Raw genomic sequence first — 22773 nt, 5'->3', positions numbered from 1 at the left:
CCGTCAAGGAGAGCCGCCGATGACACCTGAAGTCGCTGTCGACCTGTTCCGTGATGCCTTGTGGCTGACCACCCTGATGGTCGCCATACTGGTGGTGCCCAGCCTGCTGGTGGGCCTGGTGGTGGCCATGTTCCAGGCCGCCACGCAGATCAACGAACAGACCCTGAGCTTCCTGCCACGCCTGCTGGTGATGCTGGTCACGCTGATCGTCGCCGGGCCGTGGCTGGTGCAGAAGTTCATGGAGTACATCACCAGTCTGTACACCAACATCCCGCAGCTGATCGGTTGACGCGCCGATGCTGGAGCTGACCGACACACAGATCGGCACCTGGGTCGCCACCTTCATCCTGCCGTTGTTCCGGGTGACGGCGGTGCTGATGACCATGCCGATCTTTGGCACCCGCATGCTGCCGGCGCGGGTGCGTCTGTACGTGGCGGTGGCTATCACCGTGGTGATCGTCCCGGCCCTGCCGCCCTTGCCCGAGTTCGACCCGTTGAGCCTGCGTGGCCTGCTGCTGTGTGCCGAGCAGGTCATCGTCGGGGCGTTGTTCGGGTTGTCGCTGCAGTTGTTGTTCCAGGCTTTCGTCATCGCTGGCCAGATCGTCGCGGTGCAGATGGGCATGGCCTTCGCATCGATGGTCGACCCGGCCAACGGCGTCAACGTTGCGGTGATCAGCCAGTTCATGACCATGCTGGTGAGCGTGCTGTTCCTGCTGATGAACGGCCATCTGGTGGCGTTCGAGGTGCTGACCGAAAGCTTCACCACCTTGCCGGTGGGCAATGCGCTGGTGGTCAATCAGTTCTGGGAGATGGCGGGGCGCCTGGGCTGGGTGTTCGGTGCCGGCCTGCTGCTGATCCTGCCGGCTATCGCCGCGTTGCTGGTGGTGAACATCGCCTTTGGCGTAATGACGCGTGCCGCGCCGCAGCTGAACATTTTCTCCATCGGTTTTCCGCTGACCCTGGTCATGGGCATGTTCATTTTCTGGGTCGGCCTGGCCGACATACTTTCCCATTACCAGGCATTGGCCAGCGAAGCGCTGCAATGGCTGCGTGATCTGGCAAGGGCGCGCTGAGCATGGCGGAAAGCGAAAGCGGTCAGGACAAGACAGAAGAACCCACCGACAAGCGCAAGCGCGATGCCCGCGAGAAAGGCGAGATCGCGCGTTCCAAGGAGCTGAACACGGTGGCGGTGACGTTGGCCGGCGCCGGTGGCCTGCTGGCGTTCGGCGGCCACCTGGCCGAGACACTGCTGGCGATCATGCGCATGAACTTCAGCCTGACCCGCGACTTCATCGTCGATGAGCGGGCCATGGGTGCCTTCCTGCTGGCCTCGGGCAAGATGGCCATCTGGGCGGTGCAGCCGATCTTGGTCCTGTTGTTCGTGATTTCCTTTGTCGCGCCGATTGTCCTGGGCGGTTTCCTGTTTTCCGGCAGTCTGTTGCAGCCGAAATTCAGCCGCATGAATCCCTTGTCGGGGATCAAGCGCATGTTCTCGATGAACGCCCTGACCGAGCTATTGAAAGCACTCGCCAAGTTTTTCGTGATTCTGGTCGTGGCGGTAGTAGTGTTGGTCAATGACCGCCAGGCGCTGCTCGCCATCGCCAATGAGCCGTTGGAGCAGGCGATCATCCATAGCCTGCAGGTGGTGGGCTGGAGTGCGTTGTGGATGTCGGCCGGGCTGCTGTTGATTGCGGCGGCGGACGTGCCGTTCCAGCTGTGGCAGACGCATAACAAGCTGAAGATGACCAAGCAGGAAATCAAGGACGAGTACAAGGACAGCGAAGGCAAGCCCGAGGTCAAGCAGCGTATTCGCCAGCTGCAGCGTGAGGCTTCGCAGCGGCGCATGATGGCGGCTGTGCCCGAAGCCGACGTGATCATCACCAACCCGACGCATTATGCGGTGGCCTTGCAATACGACCCGGAGAAAGGCGGGGCGGCGCCGTTGCTGCTGGCCAAGGGGACGGATTTCATTGCCCTGAAGATTCGCGAGATCGGCGTGGAGCACAAGGTCCAGATCCTCGAGTCGCCGGCGTTGGCGCGGGCGATCTACTACTCCACCGAACTTGAGCAGGAAATCCCTGCCGGGCTTTACCTGGCGGTGGCGCAGGTGCTGGCCTATGTGTTCCAGATCCGCCAGTACCGGGCAGGCAAGGGCAAGCGGCCAGAGCCGCTGAAGGACGACCTGCCGATTCCGCCGGACCTGCGCCGCGACAGTTGACCTTGTGTCAGGGCGTCCGGCCCTTTCGCGGGTGAACCCGCTCCCACAGGTCCTGTGCGGGCCTTGAAGGCTGTGCGGTCCCTGTGGGAGCGGGCGTGCCCGCGAAGAGGCCGGAACAGGCAACATCAATCCCCCGTCGAGCAAAGTTGGAAGGCTTCTTGTCAAGCTAGCGCCAGTCGCCTGCGCCGCGACAGTTGACCTTGTGTCAGGGCGTCTGGCCCTTTCGCGGGCACGCCCGCTCCCACAGGGACCTCATGCTCCTCGAGGGCGACGCCGCACCTGTGGGAGCGGGTTCACCCGCGAAGAGGCCGGAACAGGCAACATAAATCCCCCGTCGAGCAAAGTTGGAAAGCTTCTTGCAGAGCCAGCGCCAGGCGCCCCCTGTGCGTCAAAGTTTTGCATCAAGAGGACTCGCGGTGGATCGCACTCAGTTAATCAGCAACGCCCGTAACAACCTGGCCGGGCTCGGCCGGGGCAACCTGGGTGTGCCGCTGTTGCTGCTGGTGATGTTGGCAATGATGATGTTGCCGATACCGCCGTTCCTGCTCGACGTGTTCTTCACTTTCAACATCGCCCTGTCGATCGTGGTCCTGCTGGTCTGCGTCTACGCCCTGCGCCCGCTCGACTTTGCCGCGTTCCCCACCATCCTGCTGGTGGCCACGTTGTTGCGCCTGGCCCTGAACGTGGCTTCCACCCGGGTGGTGATGCTGCATGGCCAGGAGGGCCACGGCGCCGCCGGCAAGGTGATCCAGGCCTTCGGCGAGGTGGTGATCGGCGGTAACTACGTGGTCGGTGCCGTGGTGTTCGCCATCCTCATGATCATCAACTTCGTGGTGGTGACCAAGGGCGCCGGGCGTATCTCGGAAGTGAGCGCGCGTTTCACCCTCGACGCCATGCCCGGCAAGCAGATGGCCATCGACGCCGACCTCAACGCCGGCCTGATCGACCAGGCCCAGGCCAAGCACCGTCGTGCCGAAGTGGCGCAGGAAGCCGAGTTCTACGGTTCGATGGATGGTGCCAGCAAGTTCGTCCGCGGTGACGCCATCGCCGGCCTGCTGATCCTGTTCATCAACCTGATCGGCGGCATGCTGATCGGCATGCTGCAGCACGGCATGAGCTTTGGCGATGCCGGCAAGGTGTACGCCTTGCTGACCATCGGTGACGGTTTGGTGGCGCAATTGCCATCACTGTTGCTGTCCACCGCTGCCGCGATCATGGTGACCCGTGCCTCGGGCTCCGAGGACATGGGCAAGCTGATCAACCGGCAGATGTTCGATTCGCCCAAGGCCCTGGCGGTGTCCGCCGCGCTGATGATCGTCATGGGCCTGGTGCCGGGCATGCCGCACGTGGCCTTCCTCAGCCTCGGCCTGCTGGCCGGTGGTGGCGCCTACCTGGTGTGGAAGAAGCAGCAGAAGGCCAAGGCGCAGGCGCTGCAGGAGGCGCAGCGCCAGCAGGACCTGCTGCCCTCGCCACAGCGTGCGCTGGAAACCAAGGAGCTGGGCTGGGACGACGTCACGCCGATCGACATGATTGGCCTGGAGGTCGGCTACCGGCTGATCCCGCTGGTCGATCGCAACCAGGGTGGCCAGTTGCTGGCGCGGATCAAGGGCGTGCGCAAGAAGCTGTCGCAAGACCTGGGCTTCCTCATGCCCACCGTGCACATCCGCGACAACCTCGACCTGCAGCCCAGCGCGTATCGCCTGACCCTGATGGGGGTGATCCTGGCCGAGGCCGAGATCTACCCGGACCGCGAACTGGCAATCAACCCGGGGCAGGTGTTCGGCACCCTCAACGGCATTGCCGCGCGCGACCCGGCGTTTGGCCTTGAAGCCGTGTGGATCGATGTCGGCCAGCGCTCCCAGGCGCAGTCGCTGGGCTACACCGTGGTCGACGCCAGCACCGTGGTGGCCACCCACCTGAACCAGATCCTGCAGAAGCACTGCCACGAGCTGATCGGCCATGAAGAGGTCCAGCAATTGCTGCAGGTGTTGGCCAAGGCATCGCCTAAACTTGCAGAAGAGCTGGTGCCGGGTGTCATTTCCTTGTCGGGCCTGCTCAAGGTGCTGCAAGCGCTGTTGTCGGAACAGGTGCCAGTGCGCGATATTCGCAGTATCGCCGAGGCGATCGCGAACAACGCCGGCAAGAGTCAAGATACCGCCGCGCTGGTGGCGGCAGTGCGCGTCGGATTGTGTCGCGCCATCGTGCAAAGCATTGTCGGCGTTGAGTCGGAGCTGCCAGTGATTACCCTGGAGCCAAGGTTGGAACAGATTTTGCTCAATAGTCTGCAAAGGGCCGGGCAAGGTCAGGAAGACGGTGTTCTTCTGGAGCCGAGCATGGCCGAGAAGCTGCAGCGTTCGCTGATCGAGGCGGCCCAGCGCCAGGAAATGCAGGGCCAGCCGGCCATCCTCCTGGTTGCCGGCCCGATCCGCGCCATGCTGTCGCGTTTCGGTCGCCTGGCTGTACCGAATTTGCATGTTCTGGCGTATCAGGAAATACCGGACAACAAGCAAGTCACCATCGTTGCCACCGTGGGCCCTAACGGCTGAGGTAGGGGATAATGCAAGTTAAGCGATTTTTCGCCGCCGATATGCGTCAGGCCATGAAGCTGGTCCGTGATGAGCTGGGCGCCGATGCCGCCATCATCGGCAACCGTCGCATCGCCGGCGGTGTCGAGCTGACGGCCGCGCTGGACTACAAGCTGTCCGCCCTGGCCCCGCGTGTGCCCAACGCCGAACTGGAAGAAGAGCTGCGCAAGACCCATACGCGCATCGCCACCGCCCAGGCTGAGCTGGGCCACCGCCAGGACAGCAGCGACAACAACCGCCAATTGTTCGCCGGCCAGTCGCTGACCGCCGCCGAGCCGTTGATCGAACCGCACGTCGATGTTCCCGAGGCTGCTGCAGCGCCTGCGTCGGCGCCGGTCGACCCGCGCCTGTTCGATGCCATGCGCTCCGAGCTGTCGGGCCTGCGCGAGCTGCTGGAAGTGCAGCTCGGCTCGCTGGCCTGGAACCAGCTGCAGGGCAGCAAGCCGCAGCAGGCCACCGTCTGGCGCCGGTTGCAGCGCATCGGCCTGTCCGGGCCGATCGCCCGTGAGCTGCTGGACCTGACTGCCGAGATCGACGAGCCACGCCAGGCCTGGCGCATGTTGCTGGCGCACCTGGCGCGGATGATCGAAATCCCCGAGGTCGAGCCGATCGAAGAGGGCGGGGTGATCGCCATGGTCGGCCCGGCCGGCATGGGCAAGACCACCACCCTGGCCAAGCTGGCCGCCCGCTACGTGCTCAAGTACGGCGCGCAGAACCTGGCGCTGGTGAGCATGGACAGCTTCCGCATCGGCGCCCAGGAGCAGCTCAAGACCCTGGGCCGCATCCTCAACGTGCCGGTTACCTACGTCGACCCGGGCCAGTCGCTTGCCGCGGCGCTGGAGCCGCTGCTGCGCAAGCGCGTGGTGCTGATCGATACCGCCGGCCTGCAGGCCAGCGACCCTGCCCTGCGCATGCAACTGGACACCCTGGCCGGGCGTGGCATTGCCGCGAAGAACTACCTGGTGCTGGCCACCACCAGCCAGAAGCAGGTGCTGACCGCCGCCTACCACAGCTACAAGCGCTGCGGCCTGGCCGGTTGCATCCTGACCAAACTCGATGAAACGGCGAGCCTTGGCGACGTGCTGAGCCTTGCCATCAGTCATGATTTGCCAGTGGCCTACCTGACCGACGGGCCGCGCATTCCTGACGACCTGCACCTGCCACGTGGGCACCAGTTGGTCTCCCGCGCGGTCAATGTGCAGCAGCAGGACGAGCCCAGCGAAGAGGCCATGGCCGACATGTTCGCTGATCTCTATCACAACCCACGGCGAGCGGGTTGATGATGAAATGTGTGCAAGGTAGCTATGCCAAGGGGTACGCAGAATTGCCCTACGTGTGGCCTGAGTCCCAGCGAGACAAGGTAAAGAACAGACATGGGTAGCATGCATCCCGTACAGGTGATCGCCGTGACCGGTGGCAAAGGTGGCGTCGGCAAGACTAACGTTTCAGTGAACCTGTCCCTGGCGCTGGCCGAGCTTGGCCGCAGGGTCATGCTGCTCGACGCCGACCTGGGCCTGGCCAATGTCGATGTGCTGCTGGGCCTTACCCCCAAGCGGACCCTGGCCGATGTCATCGAAGGGCGCTGCGAGCTGCGCGACGTGATGTTGCAGGGCCCCGGTGGTGTGCGCATCGTGCCGGCTGCCTCGGGCACGCAGAGCATGGTGCACCTGGCCCCGGCCCAGCATGCCGGGCTGATCCAGGCGTTCAGCGAAATCGGCGACAACCTCGACGTGCTGGTGATCGACACTGCGGCCGGTATCGGTGATTCGGTGGTCAGCTTCGTACGTGCCGCCCAGGAAGTGCTGCTGGTGGTATGCGACGAACCCACCTCGATCACCGATGCCTACGCCCTGATCAAGCTGCTCAACCGCGACTACGGCATGAACCGTTTCCGGGTGCTGGCCAACATGGCGCAGAGCCCGCAGGAAGGCCGCAACCTGTTCGCCAAGCTGACCAAGGTCACCGACCGCTTCCTCGACGTTGCCCTGCAGTACGTGGGCGCCGTGCCGTATGACGAGTGCGTGCGCAAGGCGGTGCAGAAGCAGCGTGCCGTGTACGAAGCCTTCCCACGCTCCAAATGCGCGCTGGCCTTCAAGGCGATTGCCCAGAAGGTCGATAGCTGGCCGCTGCCGGCCAACCCGCGCGGCCATCTGGAGTTCTTTGTCGAGCGTCTGGTGCAGCCCACCAGCGCGGGACCTGTGCTATGAACGCCAGCGGCTTCAAGATGTACAGCCGGGCGTCGAAAGACGCGCAGTACGAGCTGATCGAGCGCTACGCCCCGCTGGTCAAGCGCATCGCCTACCACCTGCTGGCGCGGCTGCCGGCCAACGTGCAGGTCGAGGACCTGATTCAGGCCGGCATGATCGGCCTGCTGGAAGTGGCCAACAAGTACGACGCCAGCAAGGGCGCCAGCTTCGAAACCTACGCCGGCATCCGCATTCGCGGGGCCATGCTGGACGAAGTGCGCAAGGGCGACTGGGCACCGCGTTCGGTGCACCGCAACACCCGCATGGTCAGCGACGCGATGCGTGCGGTTGAAGCCAGAACCGGCCGTGACGCTAAAGATCATGAAGTTGCTGCCGAACTCCAATTGAGTCTCGATGATTACTACGGGATCTTGAACGATACCCTGGGCAGCCGCCTGTTCAGCTTCGACGACCTGTTGCAGGACGGCGAGCACGAAGGGCTGCATGAGGATGGCGCCAGTGGCCAGGTGGAACCTGCGCGTGGCCTGGAGGACGAGCGCTTCCAGGCCGCCCTGACCGAGGCCATCGCCAACCTGCCGGAGCGTGAGCGCCTGGTGCTGGCGCTGTACTACGACGAAGAGCTGAACCTCAAGGAAATCGGTGAGGTGCTGGGGGTCAGCGAGTCGCGGGTCAGCCAGTTGCACAGCCAGTGTGCCGCGCGTCTGCGCAGCCGCCTGGGGGAATGGCGGGCGCGTTGAGCCCGCTGTCGTTGCAGTCGTTTTCTACGTTGTACCGAATTGTGAATGCGCGCTCGGGGCCGAGCGCGTTTGAGACTGCTTGGAGGTCTACTTGAACAAAGACATGAAAATCCTCATCGTTGACGACTTTTCGACGATGCGGCGGATCATCAAGAACCTGTTGCGTGACCTGGGCTTCACCAACACCGAAGAAGCCGACGACGGCACCACGGCGCTGCCGATGCTGGAGAACGGCCACTACGACTTCCTGGTGACCGACTGGAACATGCCTGGCATGTCCGGCATCGACCTGCTGCGCAAGGTGCGTGCCCACGATCGCCTGAAATCCATGCCGGTGCTGATGGTGACCGCCGAAGCCAAGCGCGACCAGATCATCGAAGCGGCCCAGGCCGGCGTCAATGGCTACGTGGTCAAGCCGTTCACCGCCCAGGTGCTCAAAGAAAAGATCGAGAAGATCTTCGAACGCGTCAACGGCTGAGTCACGTCAGGGGGCGCGCCATGGATTCATCACAAACGTCTTTGGGCGAGTTCGAATCGACCCTGAAGAAGCATGCCCAGGAGCTGGTCGAAAGCCTGGAGCGGGGCCGTTTCGGCGAGGCGGTGCAGCTGATTCACGAGCTGAACCAGACCCGCGACCGCGGCCTGTACCAGGAAGTCGGCAAGCTGACCCGCGAGCTGCACAGTGCCATCGTCAGTTTCCAGATCGACCCGACCATGCCGCAGGCCGAGGAGGTGTCGCAGATAACCGACGCCACCGAGCGCCTGTCGTACGTGGTCAGGCTCACCGAGGGCGCGGCCAACCGCACCATGGACCTGGTCGAGGAAAGCACCCCGGTGCTCAACGACCTGGCCAGCGAGGCCCAGGCCCTGAGTACCGACTGGCAGCGTTTCATGCGCCGCGAAGTGGCTGCGCCGGAGTTCCGTGACCTGGTCAAGCGCGTCGACAGTTTCCTGACGCACAGCGCCGAAGGTAACCGCAAGGTCGCCGGCCACCTCAACGACATTCTGCTGGCCCAGGACTATCAGGACCTGACCGGCCAGGTGATCAAGCGCGTCACCACGTTGGTCACCGAGGTGGAAAGCAACCTGCTCAAACTGGTGCTGATGGCCAGCCAGGTCGACCGCTTTGCGGGCATTCAGCATGACCACGATCAACTGCGCGCAGAAAAAGATCGAGAAAAACATCCGACTCGGGGTGAAGGTCCGCAGATTCATGCCGATAAGCGTGAAGACGTCGTGTCCGGTCAGGACGATGTCGATGATTTGCTGTCCAGCCTGGGTTTTTAAGGAGCACGTTTGATGAGCTTCGGCGCCGATGAAGAAATCCTCCAGGATTTCCTGGTAGAAGCCGGCGAAATTCTTGAGCAACTGTCCGAGCAACTGGTCGAGCTGGAAAGCCGGCCCGACGATGCCGACCTGCTCAATGCGATCTTTCGCGGTTTCCACACTGTAAAAGGGGGCGCCGGCTTCCTTCAGCTGAACGAGCTGGTGGAGTGCTGCCATATCGCCGAGAACGTGTTCGACGTCCTGCGCAAAGGTGAGCGCCGGGTCGACGCGGAACTGATGGATGTGGTGCTCGAGGCACTGGACACGGTCAACAGCATGTTTGGCCAGGTGCGCGAGCGCACCGAAGTGACCGCGGCCACCCCCGAGCTGCTGGCGGCGCTGTCGCGCCTAGCCGAGCCGGGTGGCGCAGAAGCCGTTGAAGTGCCTGCCGCTGCGGCACCGGTTGCCGAAGCGCCTGCCGAGGAGCAGGACATCACCGACAGCGAGTTCGAGCAGCTGCTCGATTCGCTCGATGCGGTCAAGGCACAAGCTGCGGCCGACGAGCAGATGCAGGGCGAGACCGTCAGCGGTGAGGGTGACGAAATCAGCGACGCCGAGTTCGAGTCGCTGCTCGACCAGTTGCACGGCAAAGGCCAGTTCAGCGCCGAGGTTGCCGCGCAGCCGGTTGCCATCGCGCCGGAAGCGGCCAGCGACGAAATTACCGACGCCGAGTTCGAATCGCTGCTGGACCAGTTGCATGGCAAGGGCACCTTCCAGGCCGATGCCTTGCCCGCTGCCAAGGCGCAGACGCCTGCCGCAACCGATACCAGCGCAGCCAGCGACGAAATCAGCGAGCACGAGTTCGAGGCGCTGCTGGACCAGTTGCACGGCAAGGGCAAGTTCGGTGGCGACGTTGCCGCCGTCGAAGCCCCGCCTGCGGCCAAGGTGCAAGCGCCGGTCGCGGCCAAGACCGACAGCCAGCCCGTGGCCAAGCCAGCCGCAGTTGCTGCGCCGGCACCGGCACCTGCCAGCAAACCTGCCGCAGCACCCCGCGCCCCGGCGCCGGCTGCCGAGAAGCATGGCGCCAGCGAAGCGGAAACCACCGTGCGGGTCGATACCGCGCGCCTGGACGAGATCATGAACATGGTCGGCGAACTGGTGCTGGTGCGTAACCGCCTGGTGCGCCTGGGCCTGAACAGCGGCGACGAGGCCATGTCCAAGGCCGTGTCCAACCTCGACGTGGTCACCGCCGACCTGCAGACCGCGGTGATGAAAACCCGCATGCAGCCGATCAAGAAAGTCTTCGGCCGCTTCCCGCGCCTGGTGCGCGACCTGGCCCGCCAGCTCAAGAAAGAGATCAACCTGGAGCTGGTCGGCGAAGAGACCGACCTCGACAAGAACCTGGTCGAGGCCCTGGCCGACCCGTTGGTGCACCTGGTGCGCAACGCCGTCGACCATGGCGTGGAAATGCCCGAAGAGCGTGAAGCCTCCGGCAAGGCGCGCACCGGCCGCGTGGTGCTGTCGGCCGAGCAGGAAGGTGACCACATCCTGCTGTCGATCTCTGACGACGGCAAGGGCATGGACCCCAACATCCTGCGCGCCAAGGCCGTGGAAAAGGGCCTGATGGACAAGGATGCCGCCGATCGCCTGAGCGAGTCGGACTGCTACAACCTGATCTTCGCCCCGGGCTTCTCGACCAAGACCGAGATTTCCGACGTGTCCGGCCGCGGTGTGGGCATGGACGTGGTGAAGACCAAGATCTCCCAGCTCAACGGCTCGATCAACATCTTCTCGGCCAAGGGCCAGGGCTCGAAGATCGTCATCAAGGTGCCGCTGACCCTGGCGATCATGCCCACCCTGATGGTGATGCTGGGCAACCAGGCGTTCGCTTTCCCGCTGGTCAACGTCAACGAGATCTTCCACCTCGACCTGTCGCGCACCAACGTGGTCGACGGCCAGGAAGTGGTGATCGTGCGCGACAAGGCGCTGCCGCTGTTCTACCTCAAGCGCTGGCTGGTCCAGGGCCAGGTGCACGAAGAGCAGCACGAGGGCCACGTGGTGATCCTGTCGGTCGGTACCCAGCGCATCGGCTTTGTCGTCGATCAATTGGTTGGCCAGGAAGAAGTGGTAATCAAGCCGCTGGGCAAGATGCTGCAGGGTACCCCGGGCATGTCCGGGGCCACCATCACCGGCGACGGTCGCATCGCGTTGATTCTCGACGTTCCGAGCATGCTCAAGCGTTACGCCGCGCGGCGTATTTGATTTCGGTGGCGCACCCTGGCGGGTTGCGCCGCCTAATGGAGTGTTTATGGCAGTCAAGGTCCTGGTGGTGGATGATTCCGGTTTCTTCCGCCGCCGCGTCTCGGAAATCCTCTCGGCGGATCCGACGATCCAGGTAGTGGGTACCGCGACCAACGGCAAGGAAGCAATCGACCAGGCACTGGCGCTGAAGCCCGATGTCATCACCATGGACTACGAAATGCCCATGATGGACGGCATCACCGCGGTGCGGCACATCATGCAGCGCTGCCCGACGCCGGTGTTGATGTTCTCGTCGCTGACCCATGAAGGCGCCCGTGTCACCCTCGATGCGCTGGATGCCGGTGCGGTGGATTACCTGCCGAAGAACTTCGAGGACATCTCGCGCAACCCCGACAAGGTCAAGCAACTGCTGTGCGAGAAGGTGCATACCATTTCCCGCAGCAACCGCCGTTTTGGCAGCTACGCCAGCCATGCGCCGGTTGCCGCACCTGCGCCGGCAGGCAGCAGCCATGCACCCACCAGCAGTTTCGCCAGCCCGGCAGCGGCGCGCACGCCTGCGCCTGCCCGTGCGGCGGCCCCGGCTGCGGCGCCAGCACACTCGCCGGCACCCAAGCGCAAGCCTTACAAGCTGGTGGCCATCGGCACCTCCACGGGTGGCCCGGTCGCCCTGCAGCGGGTGCTGACCCAGCTGCCGGCCAACTTCCCGGCGCCGATCGTGCTGATCCAGCACATGCCGGCGGCGTTCACCAAGGCCTTTGCCGAGCGCCTGGACAAGCTGTGCCGCATCAGCGTCAAGGAAGCCGAGGACGGCGACATGCTGCGCCCGGGCCTGGCCCTGCTGGCCCCGGGTGGCAAGCAGATGATGATCGACGGCCGTGGCACGGTGAAGATCCTGCCCGGTGACGAGCGCCTGAACTACAAGCCGTGCGTGGACATCACCTTCGGCTCGGCGGCCAAGTCGTATGGCGACAAGGTGCTGTCGGTGGTGCTTACCGGCATGGGCGCCGATGGCCGTGAAGGTGCGCGCCTGCTCAAGCAGGGCGGCAGTACGGTGTGGGCCCAGGATGAAGCCAGCTGCGTGATCTATGGCATGCCCATGGCCATCGTCAAGGCCAACCTGGCCGACGCGGTGTACAGCCTGGACGAAATCGGCAAGCACCTGGTGGAGGCGTGCGTCTGATGGACGTGCTCAGCCTGATCGGCCTGATCCTCGCCTTTGTCGCCATCGTCGGTGGCAACTTCCTCGAAGGCGGCCATGTCGGCGCCCTGATCAATGGCCCGGCGGCACTGATCGTGCTGGGCGGCACCCTGGCTGCGGCCTTGCTGCAGTCGCCACTGTCGTCGTTCAAGCGTGCCTTGCAGATTCTGCGCTGGATCCTGTTTCCGCCACGGGTCGACCTGGCGGGCGGGATCGACCGCGTCGTCAACTGGAGCCTGACCGCGCGCAAGGAAGGCCTGCTGGGCCTGGAAGGGGTGGCCGACAGCGAGCCTGACCCGTATGCGCGCAAGGGCCTGCAACTGCTGGTGGATGGCGCAGAGCCAGAGGCCATTCGCAGCATCCTCGAAGTCGATTTCCTGACCCAGGAAAGCCGTGATATCCAGGCCGCCAAGGTGTTCGAGAGCATGGGCGGCTACGCGCCGACCATCGGCATCATCGGTGCGGTGATGGGCCTGATCCACGTGATGGGCAACCTGGCCGACCCGTCGCAGCTGGGCAACGGCATTGCCGTGGCCTTCGTCGCGACCATCTACGGCGTGGCCAGCGCCAACCTGGTGCTGCTGCCGGTCGCCAACAAGCTCAAGGCCATCGTCATGCGCCAGTCGCGCTACCGCGAGATGCTGCTCGAGGGCCTGCTGTCGATTGCCGAGGGTGAGAACCCGCGCTCGATCGAGCTGAAGCTGCAAGGCTTCATGGAGTAACCCATGCGTCGCCGTCGTCATACCGAGGAACACGAAAACCACGAACGCTGGCTGGTGTCGTACGCCGACTTCATCACCTTGCTGTTCGCCTTTTTCGTGGTGATGTACTCGATTTCCTCGATCAACGAGGGCAAGTACAAGGTCATTTCCCAGGCCTTGCTCGGGGTGTTCAACGACCCCGAGCGCAGCATGAAGCCGATCCCCATCGGTGAAGAGCGGCCGCTGAGCGTGCGCCCGGCCGAGCCGTTGGTGAAGGACAGCGAGCAGACCGATGCAGGCCTTGGGGCGACCAGTGTCGACCCGCTGAAAACCATCAGCGATGATGTGCGCGATGCCTTTGGCGACCTGATCAATAGCGACCAGATGACGGTGCGCGGCAATGAGCTGTGGATCGAGATCGAGCTCAATTCCTCGTTGCTGTTCGGCAGTGGCGATGCCATGCCCAGCGACAAGGCATTTGCCATCATCGAGAAGGTGGCCGGCATTCTCAAGCCGTTCGCCAACCCGGTGCACGTCGAAGGCTTTACCGACAACCTGCCGATCCGCACCGCGCAGTACCCGACCAACTGGGAGCTGTCATCGGCGCGGGCGGCAAGCATCGTGCGCCTGCTGGCCATGGAAGGGGTCAACCCGGCGCGCATGGCCTCGGTCGGCTATGGCGAGTACCAGCCGGTCGCCAGCAACGACACTGCCGAAGGCCGTGCGCGCAACCGCCGCGTGGTGCTGGTGATTTCGCGCAACCTCGAAGTGCGCCGCAGCCTGACGGGCTCGGGCAGTGCCAATGCCACGCCGGATGCCGCATTGCGCCGGGCTGGCACACAAAGTGCACCGGCTACGCCAGCAACGGTGGCGGGGCAGTGATCCGTCAATTCCCCGACGTTGCCACGAACACAAATTTGAATGCAGTACTGTCCCCTGTGGGAGCGGGCGAGCCCGCGAATCAGGCGATGCGGTGAATGGCACCGGCTGCGCCGGTGTTCGCGGGCGCGCCCGCTCCCACAGGGATCGCGCCAGCTTCCGATGTTGAGCAAGACAGTTGCCCCAGCAGTGTCCCTGCCAAATCAATAGATAGAGTTTGCTTGATGAGAGTCTGGGCAGTAGCCAATCAAAAAGGTGGCGTCGGCAAGACCACCACTACCATCGCCCTGGCCGGCCTGCTGGCCGAGGCCGGCAAGCGCGTGGTCGTTGTCGACCTCGACCCGCACGGCTCGATGACCAGCTATTTCGGGCACAACCCCGATGCCCTGGAGCACAGCTGCTACGACCTGTTCCTGCACAAGGGCGCGGTGCCCGAGGGCCTGCCCGGGCAACTGCTGCTGCCTACCAGTGACGAACGCATCTCGCTGTTGCCGTCGAGTACCGCGCTGGCGGTGCTGGAGCGCCAGTCACCGGGGCAGAACGGCCTGGGCCTGGTGATCGCCAAGAGTCTGGCGCAGCTGTGGCAGGATTTCGACTTTGCCCTGATCGACAGCCCACCCTTGCTCGGTGTGCTGATGGTCAATGCCCTGGCAGCCAGCCAGCAACTGGTGATCCCGGTGCAAACAGAATTCCTCGCGGTCAAGGGCCTGGAGCGCATGGTCGGTACCCTGGCCATGGTCAACCGCTCGCGCAAGCAGGCGCTGCCGTACCGGATCGTGCCGACTTTGTTCGACCGCCGCACCCAGGCCTCGCTGGCCACGCTCAAGCTGCTGCGTGACACCTACGACCAGCATGTATGGCAGGGCTACATCCCGGTGGATACGCGCCTGCGCGATGCCAGCCGCAAGGGCGTCACGCCCTCGCAGTTCGACAGCAAGAGCCGCGGGCTGATTGCCTATCGGGCGCTACTCAAGCACCTGCTGACCTACAAGACTGCAGCGCAGGTGGCCTGATGACCCAGACCCGGCAAACCAATACCCGACCACAGATGGCCCTGCAGTCATACCTCGACGGCCTGCTGCAGGAGGCCACCGAAGCCGAAGACCTGTTCGAGGCGCCAGCGGCGGCGGACGAGTTCGCCGAAGCGGTGCGCGAAGAGCAGGCGCGTGATGCCTTGCAGCAAGCCAGGCCGGCGTCAGCCGAAGCGACCGTCAGCCCCGCACCACGGCCGTTCGCCGAGCCCAGGCTGGCGGTGCTGCCTCGCGTGATGCCGGTGGAAGCACCGGTGGTGACGGTGGTCGAGCGCGAAGTGGTGGCCGAAGCCAGCATCCCGGTGCTGGTCGAAGAGCAAACCGTGGAACCGGCAGTGCCGCTGGTGGATGTGCACCTGCCGGCGCCGCAGGTGCCCGTGCCCCCGGCCACGGTCGATGGCCGCCCGGCCTGGGCCGCCGAGCCGTTCGAATGCCTGCTGTTCGACGTGGCGGGCCTGACCCTGGCGGTGCCGCTGGTGTGCCTGGGTTCGATCTACACCCTGGCTGGCCAGGAACTGACACCGCTGTTCGGCCAGCCCGACTGGTTCCTCGGCATCCTGACCTGCCAGGCCGGCAACCTGAAGGTGCTGGATACCGCGCGTTGGGTGATGCCCGACCGCTACCGCGATGATTTTCGCCAGGGCCTGCAATACGTGATTTCCGTGCAGGGCTACGAATGGGGGCTGGCCGTGCACCAGGTCAGCCGCTCGCTGCGCCTGGACCCGTCCGAGATCAAGTGGCGCAGCCAGCGTGGCCAGCGCCCGTGGCTGGCCGGCACGGTGATTGAACACATGTGTGCACTGCTCGACGTCGCCGCACTGGCCGAGCTGATCGCCAGTGGTGCGGTCAAGCAGATGCATGCCAAACAGAAATGACACCGAATACACCGCCGATGGCGGATTTTGAGGGTAGGGGAATGAAAAAGTCGTCTGCACAAGGTTCCGAAGATCCGATCCTGCAGTGGGTTACCTTCCGTCTGGACAATGAGTCCTACGGCATCAACGTGATGCAGGTGCAGGAAGTGTTGCGCTACACCGAGATCGCCCCGGTGCCGGGTGCGCCAAGCTACGTGCTGGGCATCATCAACCTGCGCGGCAACGTGGTGACCGTGATCGACACCCGCCAGCGCTTTGGCCTGATGCCGACCGAAGTCACCGACAACACCCGTATCGTCATCATCGAGGCCGACAAGCAAGTGGTCGGTATCCTGGTCGACAGCGTGGCCGAGGTGGTGTACCTGCGCCAGTCCGAGATCGAGACCGCGCCGAACGTGGGTAACGAAGAATCGGCCAAGTTCATCCAGGGCGTGTGCAACAAGAATGGCGAACTGCTGATCCTGGTCGAGCTGGACAAGATGATGACCGAGGAAGAGTGGTCCGAGCTGGAGAACATCTGAGTTGATCCTACAGGTTGCTGTCATCTTCCTGGCGCTGGTCTGGGCGCTGAGCCTGTGGTTCTTCCTCAACTACAGCAAGCGCCAGCGCGAGCTGGCCGCGCAACAGGCCGAGGGTGATGCCCTGCGTGACCAGCGCATCAAGGACCTCGCCAAGCGCCTGGACGACTACCAGAACGGTACCGTGCGCATGGGCGAGGCGCTGCACGACCTGCGCGTGGCGGTTGCCCCGCTGCCCGACAAGATCCAGCAGCTGGAGCAGCGCGACCCGCACAACGTCACCTTCACCCAGGCGGCCAAGCTGGTGGGCATGGGCGCCAGCGTGGCCGAGCTGACCGAAAGCTGCGGCCTGACCCAGGCCGAGGCGGAGCTGATGAGCAAGCTGCATCGCAGCAACTGATTGCCATGAGCATTGCGCGGCCTCTTATACAGTGGCCGCGCAAGCTCGCCCGGCAGTCAGTAGCCCTGTGCGTTCCCCGCCATTGCGACCTCTTCCAGTGGCAGCAAGCGCAGCTCTGCACGCCGTTGTGCTGCTTCATCCAGCAGCGCGTCGTAGTTCAGGGTGTGCATGTTGGCCAGGTCCGCCACCTGCCTGAAGGTGTACAGCTCAGGTAGACGTTGGTCGATCACATGGTTGAGCACCGCAGGCCCGGTCAGCGTGTTGAGCCTTTCGGTATAGGCCTGGAATGCCGCCGCATGCTGTCGCGGTGGTTTGGGGGCCTCGTAGAACGCCTGGCCCTCCGGGGTGAGGTAGCGGGCCAGGATCTCGTCGGAAATGGCGTTCAGCACCGGATTGCCAGCGCGGCTACCAATCATGCTGGTGTTGTAGCTGGTATACATGCCCAATTGCGCATTGCACACCGGGCTCCTCAACAGCAGCCCGTCGAGGGGTGTGGTGAGCGGTACGCTGTCGATCTTTGCCCGCAGCTGCCCGGTTGCGTCCGGCTCGACCAGCAGATGGTCGTCGATATCCAGGTAGATGCCCCCTTCGCTGTGCAGGACGCGGTAGCGCAAGATGTCGGAGGCCGAGGAGAAGTTGCTCGCCACACCGCCATTCCCTTCCAGCGCAGCTTGGTACTGGTCGAAGTATTCACTTGCCGCGAATTGATGATAGAAAGTCTGCTGCTCCAGTACTGCAACCTTCAATCCCCTGTCGATGCGGGGCTGCAGCAGGGTCATGTTGCGTTCGAATGCCTGAGGGTTGGCGTTGGAGAGGTAGAGCTTGAGCGTGAAATCGCTGTTGCGCAGTGCCTGCACGTTGTTGTCGAGCGCAGCCAGGTAATCACCGGCGATCGTCCTGTCTCCCAGCCAGATGTGCAATACCTGTCTGGGGACGGGTATGCCTGGTGCAGTCCCCAGTGCATCGACGTCGACGGGCAGCTGCAGATCGATACCCAATGCCCGCAGCGTGCGCGAGCGTGATGCCGGGCTGATTTCCCGCAACGGGTCCGTATCGGGCAGCAGCCGGCTGATCGAGGGCTGCAGCGGATCGGCGCTGGCCACATAGTGCTGGGCGCCGCGTGTGCCGTTGGGGTACTTGAGCACGAAGCTGTTCCGTCGGGCGTCGTAGTAGAGCGGGTGCGGGCCATTGCCCACATCGCCGATCAGTTCGTCACCCGTGCCGAATGCCCTGCGCCGCGTTACGCAGCGGGCAATGTGTGAATCGGCGCCGGACCAGCTGGCGGCTACCTGGTCGCCCGCTACTGCCAGGTCCTGGAAATAGGGTGTCATCGCAGGCCCGGGCCAGCGTGGCGGCGAGACCGGGCTCAGCGGGTAGCCTATGCGGCCATTGAGCCTCACCGGTTTGATGAAGCCAATGGGGCGTTGGCCGAACAGCGCCTTGCTCGCCTTGACCCCGCGCGCCAGCCCCGGGGCTGCGTTCAGCAGGCCGAACACGGCCTGCTCCGCGCCTTCAAGCTGTTGGTTCACATCCTTGCCGTGCAGCGCCTGGTCCAGGCCCACTGTAAATTGGGCCACCCCGGCCACGGCAGCCAGGGGTAGCAGTCCGGGAACCACCAGCAGAAACGGTGTGGCCAGGTTCATGGTCAGGTAGAAATAGCTGCGCCATGCGGCCTTGGTCACTTCACTGTCGCGCGTGATCAGGAAGTCGGCGTCGGATTGGCTGCGTTGACGTTGTGCCACCGTCAATGCCTCGAACAGGTTGTATTCGATGCGTGGGCTGTAAGTGTCCGCCTTGTAGTTGATCAGGGTGTGCGGGTTCCATACCCTGGCCAGGCGATACACGCTGGTTGCAGGCAGGATGATCCGGCGGGGCGGGAAATCGCCCATGCCTTGAAGTACCCGACGCAACCCCGACCGGCCGATCCTGTCCGGAATATCGCAGGCCCTGAAGTGGGCAAGCAGGGCCGCCCGTTTGTCGGCGTCGCGGCACTGCCTGGCAAGCCACGCACGCATGGCGCCCGGGTTGGCGAACTCATGCAACGGCGCCGTATTGCCCGGTATGTACAGCAAGGTCAGGCGGCTGCGCGTATCGCTCAGGCAGAGGATGTCGCTTGATGGGTAGCCATTGATGTTCAGCAGCCTGGCGTCTACCCCGTTGGCACTGAGGCTGGCGCCGTGGTGCCAGCGTTCCACGCCTGCCGCCCGCCACGCCAGGCTGCGTCCCTGTTCACTGAGGTTGCCCCGCAATGCCTGCCGGTTGCAGGCAGCGAGGAATGCGATGCACGCGCTGACGCTGTACTGGCTGGCGGCATGGGCCCAGAAGTCATCGAGCTGGCGTTTGAATACGCCCTGGAAGTCGAGTTGCCAGATGAAGGACTGGAAGGTCGTGGCGTCGAACTGCACATAAGTGCTGGCGTCGTAGCGCATGGGTGCGGTCTGGCGGAAAAGGCCATGGAATTCGGTGTGCACATCGATGTCGTGGTCCAGGCCGCTTCCTGGCAATTCATCGACGATCGTCACCTGACCATGGCTGAAGGCCTGGGCCCAGGGCGCTCGACCATGTGGCAGTGACAGCTCCGGCAGTACACCTAGCAGGTCGACGGCGGCCGTCCCGCCTCTTAGCAGCAACTGCGCGGTTTGCTCGGCAACCTTGGAGTAGCCGCTTTGCTGCCAGTTGCCAAGCAGCGCGTCGGTCAGGTTCATTTGTTGGACGACCTTGGCCAGCCAGCCCCGCTTGGGAACGAATTTGCAATGCAAGGTCACCGCAAGCGTGTTGTCGGGTTCCACGTCCAGCCGCTGCTGGCTGGCCCATTCGCGGATGGCTGCACTGGCACTGCGGTCAGGGCGAGGCACGGAACCCAGCATTGCCTTGACGTAGTCTTGGCCGGCTGCGCCGACCACAGGTTGGCGCGGGTTCATGTTCGGCTCCAGGAATGGTTGCCACCGACAGTGGCGAAGCGGTTCAGGGGCAGGAGCGTACGCACCGAATCGCGCATGCGTGGCAGATCGACGAACCGGTAGGCATTGATGCGCGGCATCCCATATAGATTGGTGAGCTGGCGCAGGATGCGCAGGCTCGGCAGCTGCCTGTCGACCACGTCGCTGAGCAGGGCAGGGCCGGTGAGGTAGCTCAGGCGGCTGGCATACTCATAGAAGCTCCCCGGGTCTTCAGCCAGGCTGGGCTTGCTGTCGTAGAAGTCGCGATTGAGCTGGTAGCGTGCGTACATCTCTTCGGAAATGGCCTCCAGGGTGGGGTTGCCGGGGTGGCTGCCGATAAGGCTGGAGTTGTAGAGGCTGTTCATGCTCATCTTTTCATTGGACATGGGCGGTACCAGCAGCAGCCCATTGGCGTCCGTGCTCAACTCGACCTGATCGATGGGTTCACCGGCGGCACCTACCGGTTGGCCGTCGATGATCAATGAGTATTCGCCTGGCGCGAGCAAGGTGTCATCGACATCCATGTACAAGCCACCTTCGTGGTGCAGCATCGGGTAGCGCAGCACATCGCATGCCGATGCATAGTTGCGGGCAACGCCGCCGTTGCCATCCAGGGCCGCGTCGTACTGCGCGTAGTACCTGCTTTGGCGGAAAGCCCTGAAGAAGGCCTGCTCTTCCAGTGGTAGCACCTGCAAGCCCGGGGCATGAGTGGCCAGGAGGTCCAGGTTTTCGGCATAGGCCTGCCGGGCAGTGCTGGAAAGGAACAACCGCATGCTGTATTCGCTGTCTTGCAACCGCGCAGCGTTCTGGCCCAGGTTGGTCAGCAGCTCCGGGCCGATGATCTGGTCACCAACCCACAGGCAGGAGATGTGCTTGGGTATTGGCCAACTGCCCGGCGCTCTGGCCGGCACCTGTAGCGGCAATGGCAGGTCCACGCCCAGCGCCCGCAGGGTACGACTGCGCATCGCATGGGTAACCACGCGCCCTTGTGGCGCGGGGCTCAGGTTACGGTTGCCGGGTACCGCCACGAAGCCGACAGGGTCGACCTGGTTCAGGTCTTCTGCCCGAATGAATACGTCCCGCTCCATGTCGTAGATCACCCTGGCGTTGTAGCCATCGATGTTCGCTGCCAGGGTGTCTGGCTCACCATCGTACTGGGGCGTACGAATGACGGCGTCGGCAACTGCCTGGTCAGCGTCCTCCAGTGGCTCTATCGGGTCGGTGATATGGAAGTAGCGTGCGCCCTCGGGCTCGGGGAAGCGCGGTGGCGAGAGCGGGCTCAGGGGGTAGCCGATCTGTTCATTCAGCCGCGTCGGCGGCGCGAAACCCTCGACCTTGAATTCGAACAGTGCCTTGCCCCTTGCGGCAGCGCCTGCCGCCAGGGGCAAGGCGTTGAACAGGCCCCAGGTGATGTTGCCGATGCCTTCCTGCTGCTGCTGCAGTGACTTGCCGTTGATTGCCTGGTCGAGCCCCAGGCCAAGCTGGGCGATGCCGCCGATGGCCAGCAGCGGCCCCAGGCCGGGTACCACCAGGCACAGTGGCGCCAGCAGGTTGAGCGTAGTGGCCAGGTAGCCACGCCACCTGGCCTTGATGACTTCGCTGTCAGCCGTGATCAGAAACGCGGCATCGTCGTAGCTGCGCTGGCGCTGGCGCTCGGCCAACGCCTGGAAAAGGTCGCCCTTGATCCTTGGGTTGTACCTGGCAGGTCGATAATTGACATAGGTCTGCGGCGGCCAGGTGCCGTCGTCGTTGAAATAGCCGTGTTCGGGCGGCAGCAGGTGACGTTCAGGGTAGGCGCCCAGCCCCTCCATGGCAGTGTCCAGGCCGCTGAAATCGAGGCCTTGCGGGCAATCTGCCAGGCGAAAATGCTGTTTCAGGGCCTGGCGTTTGGTCGGGTCTTTGCATTGTTCGCCGACCCAGGCCTTCAATTCTCGTTCGCTGCTGAACGTCAGCAACGGTGAGCTGTTGCCAGGTACGTACAGCACCGTCAGGTCGGTGGCGGGGTCGTTCAGGTACAGCAGGTCGGTCGCTGCATAGCCGTAGATGCTCAAGGTACTGCATCGCAGCCTGTTACGCCGTGGCATCAGCCCGGCCGCTTGCCAGACCAGTTGCCGTGCAGGCTCGCTGAGGCTGCCCTCGCTGACCTGTCTGTTGCAGGCTGCGATGAAGTTGAGCTTCAGCGCCAGCCTGTGACTGTGCAGATGGTCACGCCAGTACACATCCAGCGCCGCCTTGAAAGGCTGCTGGAAGTCCAGGTTGCTGTTGAACTGCTGGAAGGCTTCGGCGCTTACCGGCAAATGGGTGGAAGCGTCGTAGCGTTGCGGGGTAGTGCGCCGAAACAGGCCGTTGAATACTTCGAAGGGTGCCCCGTAGTGATTGAAGACGGGTTGCGGGAGGGTTCCCACCAACCGTATCGGGCCTGCGGGTAACGCACCGGCCCACGGTGCTTGCAGCAGCTTGCCGAACATGTCACTGGCAGACTCACCCTGCCAGTTGCCCAGCAGTGGCTGAGTCAGGCTGGTGCGCTGGCTGATTGCGGCCAGATGGCCACCTGCGCCGTCCGGGCAATAGTGAAGGGTAACGACTTCGAGCTGGTCCGGGTCCAGGTCATGGCCTTGCTTTGCGAGCCATTGGCGGATGGCGCGGTTGGCTTCACGATCGGGGCGAGGCACATGGCCGAGGTGGTCTATAACGTAATGCGTGCCCATCACGTTGATGCGAGTCGAATGCATGGGGGTACCTTGCGCTGAGATGAAGCCGGCAAGGTTGAAACAGGGGCACGAAAAAACGGTGGTAGATATGTCGGTACGGCGTCTGGCCGATCTCGTCCCCCCTGGCCCTCGGGCGCTGATGGCATTTTGGTCGTGGATGTCACTATCCTTCCGCTTCCTGTCCGGTTCCCTTCTTACCCGGCATCGCACTTAAACGTTTAAATCCCTGCTTGTACGCACAAGGGA

At 63.8% G+C, this 22773-nt stretch carries 19 protein-coding genes; 17 read left to right on the top strand and 2 right to left on the bottom strand.

The features are described from left to right. Positions 1-19 precede the first annotated feature (19 nt). The 17 genes from fliQ to CAG34_RS07460 all read left to right on the top strand — a co-directional run bounded on the left by fliQ (position 20) and on the right by CAG34_RS07460 (position 16877). The gene (fliQ, locus tag CAG34_RS07540) at positions 20-289 is read left to right on the top strand and encodes a flagellar biosynthesis protein FliQ (RefSeq protein ID WP_075045922.1); all 270 of its coding nucleotides are present in this window, start codon (positions 20-22) and stop codon (positions 287-289) included. Between the two features lie 7 nt (positions 290-296). Further along, positions 297-1073: a flagellar biosynthetic protein FliR gene (gene fliR / locus CAG34_RS07535; RefSeq protein ID WP_085589009.1), complete on the top strand. Its 777-nt coding sequence runs from the start codon at positions 297-299 to the stop codon at positions 1071-1073. Between the two features lie 2 nt (positions 1074-1075). Continuing rightward, complete coding sequence (gene flhB, locus CAG34_RS07530; RefSeq protein WP_085589007.1) at positions 1076-2218, top strand: flagellar biosynthesis protein FlhB; 1143 nt, start codon at positions 1076-1078, stop codon at positions 2216-2218. 416 nt (positions 2219-2634) lie between these two features. Further along, the gene (gene flhA / locus CAG34_RS07525) at positions 2635-4764 is read left to right on the top strand and encodes a flagellar biosynthesis protein FlhA (protein ID WP_025340073.1); all 2130 of its coding nucleotides are present in this window, start codon (positions 2635-2637) and stop codon (positions 4762-4764) included. A gap of 11 nt (positions 4765-4775) precedes the next feature. Beyond that, positions 4776-6083 carry a flagellar biosynthesis protein FlhF gene (flhF, locus tag CAG34_RS07520; RefSeq protein ID WP_085589005.1) on the top strand — a complete coding sequence of 436 codons (1308 nt, stop codon included), beginning with the start codon at positions 4776-4778 and terminating at the stop codon, positions 6081-6083. 93 nt (positions 6084-6176) lie between these two features. Then, entirely contained in the window at positions 6177-7010 is an 834-nt protein-coding gene (gene fleN, locus CAG34_RS07515) for a flagellar synthesis regulator FleN (RefSeq protein WP_003254408.1), read from the top strand. After that, positions 7007-7747 carry an RNA polymerase sigma factor FliA gene (fliA, locus tag CAG34_RS07510; protein ID WP_046614576.1) on the top strand — a complete coding sequence of 247 codons (741 nt, stop codon included), beginning with the start codon at positions 7007-7009 and terminating at the stop codon, positions 7745-7747. Before fleN ends, fliA begins: the two co-directional genes overlap by 4 nt. Before the next feature lie 103 nt (positions 7748-7850). Beyond that, positions 7851-8225, top strand: a complete 375-nt coding sequence (locus CAG34_RS07505) for a chemotaxis response regulator CheY (protein ID WP_075045918.1) — start codon at positions 7851-7853, stop codon at positions 8223-8225. Positions 8226-8245: 20 nt separating this feature from the next. Further along, positions 8246-9034, top strand: coding sequence for a protein phosphatase CheZ (locus tag CAG34_RS07500; protein WP_015271204.1), 789 nt, complete (start codon positions 8246-8248; stop codon positions 9032-9034). A 12-nt stretch (positions 9035-9046) separates the two neighbouring features. Beyond that, the gene (locus CAG34_RS07495; RefSeq protein ID WP_085589003.1) at positions 9047-11275 is read left to right on the top strand and encodes a chemotaxis protein CheA; all 2229 of its coding nucleotides are present in this window, start codon (positions 9047-9049) and stop codon (positions 11273-11275) included. A gap of 46 nt (positions 11276-11321) precedes the next feature. Next, the gene (locus CAG34_RS07490; RefSeq protein WP_075045916.1) at positions 11322-12455 is read left to right on the top strand and encodes a chemotaxis response regulator protein-glutamate methylesterase; all 1134 of its coding nucleotides are present in this window, start codon (positions 11322-11324) and stop codon (positions 12453-12455) included. Beyond that, positions 12455-13195 (top strand): flagellar motor protein, encoded by a 741-nt coding sequence (locus CAG34_RS07485; protein WP_025340068.1) that lies wholly within the window; start codon positions 12455-12457, stop codon positions 13193-13195. Before CAG34_RS07490 ends, CAG34_RS07485 begins: the two co-directional genes overlap by 1 nt. Before the next feature lie 3 nt (positions 13196-13198). Continuing rightward, positions 13199-14056: a flagellar motor protein MotD gene (gene motD / locus CAG34_RS07480; protein WP_075045915.1), complete on the top strand. Its 858-nt coding sequence runs from the start codon at positions 13199-13201 to the stop codon at positions 14054-14056. 221 nt (positions 14057-14277) lie between these two features. Then, complete coding sequence (locus CAG34_RS07475) at positions 14278-15066, top strand: ParA family protein (protein WP_085589001.1); 789 nt, start codon at positions 14278-14280, stop codon at positions 15064-15066. After that, positions 15066-15959 (top strand): CheW domain-containing protein, encoded by an 894-nt coding sequence (locus CAG34_RS07470; protein WP_025340065.1) that lies wholly within the window; start codon positions 15066-15068, stop codon positions 15957-15959. Before CAG34_RS07475 ends, CAG34_RS07470 begins: the two co-directional genes overlap by 1 nt. 41 nt (positions 15960-16000) lie before the next feature. Continuing rightward, complete coding sequence (locus CAG34_RS07465) at positions 16001-16480, top strand: chemotaxis protein CheW (protein ID WP_003254393.1); 480 nt, start codon at positions 16001-16003, stop codon at positions 16478-16480. A gap of 1 nt (position 16481) precedes the next feature. After that, entirely contained in the window at positions 16482-16877 is a 396-nt protein-coding gene (locus CAG34_RS07460; protein ID WP_025340064.1) for a DUF2802 domain-containing protein, read from the top strand. A gap of 56 nt (positions 16878-16933) precedes the next feature. Here CAG34_RS07460 and CAG34_RS07455 read toward each other — a convergent pair whose 3' ends face one another. Then, a complete protein-coding gene (locus tag CAG34_RS07455; protein ID WP_085588999.1) occupies positions 16934-19798 on the bottom strand; it encodes a dermonecrotic toxin domain-containing protein in 2865 nt (954 codons plus the stop codon). Next, complete coding sequence (locus CAG34_RS07450; protein WP_085588997.1) at positions 19795-22548, bottom strand: dermonecrotic toxin domain-containing protein; 2754 nt, start codon at positions 22546-22548, stop codon at positions 19795-19797. Before CAG34_RS07450 ends, CAG34_RS07455 begins: the two co-directional genes overlap by 4 nt. Positions 22549-22773 lie beyond the last annotated feature (225 nt).

It is taken from the genome of Pseudomonas sp. B14(2017) (genome assembly GCF_002113255.1).
Classification (GTDB): Bacteria; Pseudomonadota; Gammaproteobacteria; order Pseudomonadales; family Pseudomonadaceae; genus Aquipseudomonas; species Aquipseudomonas putida_Z.
This window is presented reverse-complemented; position numbering and strand designations above follow the sequence as displayed.

Coding starts and splice junctions, on each gene's coding strand:
- fliQ (WP_075045922.1), top strand. CDS start 20: ATGACACCTGAAGTCGCTGTCGACCTGTTCCGTGATGCCTTGTGGCTG.
- fliR (WP_085589009.1), top strand. CDS start 297: ATGCTGGAGCTGACCGACACACAGATCGGCACCTGGGTCGCCACCTTC.
- flhB (WP_085589007.1), top strand. CDS start 1,076: ATGGCGGAAAGCGAAAGCGGTCAGGACAAGACAGAAGAACCCACCGAC.
- flhF (WP_085589005.1), top strand. CDS start 4,776: ATGCAAGTTAAGCGATTTTTCGCCGCCGATATGCGTCAGGCCATGAAG.
- fleN (WP_003254408.1), top strand. CDS start 6,177: ATGGGTAGCATGCATCCCGTACAGGTGATCGCCGTGACCGGTGGCAAA.
- fliA (WP_046614576.1), top strand. CDS start 7,007: ATGAACGCCAGCGGCTTCAAGATGTACAGCCGGGCGTCGAAAGACGCG.
- CAG34_RS07505 (WP_075045918.1), top strand. CDS start 7,851: ATGAAAATCCTCATCGTTGACGACTTTTCGACGATGCGGCGGATCATC.
- CAG34_RS07500 (WP_015271204.1), top strand. CDS start 8,246: ATGGATTCATCACAAACGTCTTTGGGCGAGTTCGAATCGACCCTGAAG.
- CAG34_RS07495 (WP_085589003.1), top strand. CDS start 9,047: ATGAGCTTCGGCGCCGATGAAGAAATCCTCCAGGATTTCCTGGTAGAA.
- CAG34_RS07490 (WP_075045916.1), top strand. CDS start 11,322: ATGGCAGTCAAGGTCCTGGTGGTGGATGATTCCGGTTTCTTCCGCCGC.
- CAG34_RS07485 (WP_025340068.1), top strand. CDS start 12,455: ATGGACGTGCTCAGCCTGATCGGCCTGATCCTCGCCTTTGTCGCCATC.
- motD (WP_075045915.1), top strand. CDS start 13,199: ATGCGTCGCCGTCGTCATACCGAGGAACACGAAAACCACGAACGCTGG.
- CAG34_RS07475 (WP_085589001.1), top strand. CDS start 14,278: ATGAGAGTCTGGGCAGTAGCCAATCAAAAAGGTGGCGTCGGCAAGACC.
- CAG34_RS07470 (WP_025340065.1), top strand. CDS start 15,066: ATGACCCAGACCCGGCAAACCAATACCCGACCACAGATGGCCCTGCAG.
- CAG34_RS07465 (WP_003254393.1), top strand. CDS start 16,001: ATGAAAAAGTCGTCTGCACAAGGTTCCGAAGATCCGATCCTGCAGTGG.
- CAG34_RS07455 (WP_085588999.1), bottom strand. CDS start 19,798: ATGAACCCGCGCCAACCTGTGGTCGGCGCAGCCGGCCAAGACTACGTC.
- CAG34_RS07450 (WP_085588997.1), bottom strand. CDS start 22,548: ATGCATTCGACTCGCATCAACGTGATGGGCACGCATTACGTTATAGAC.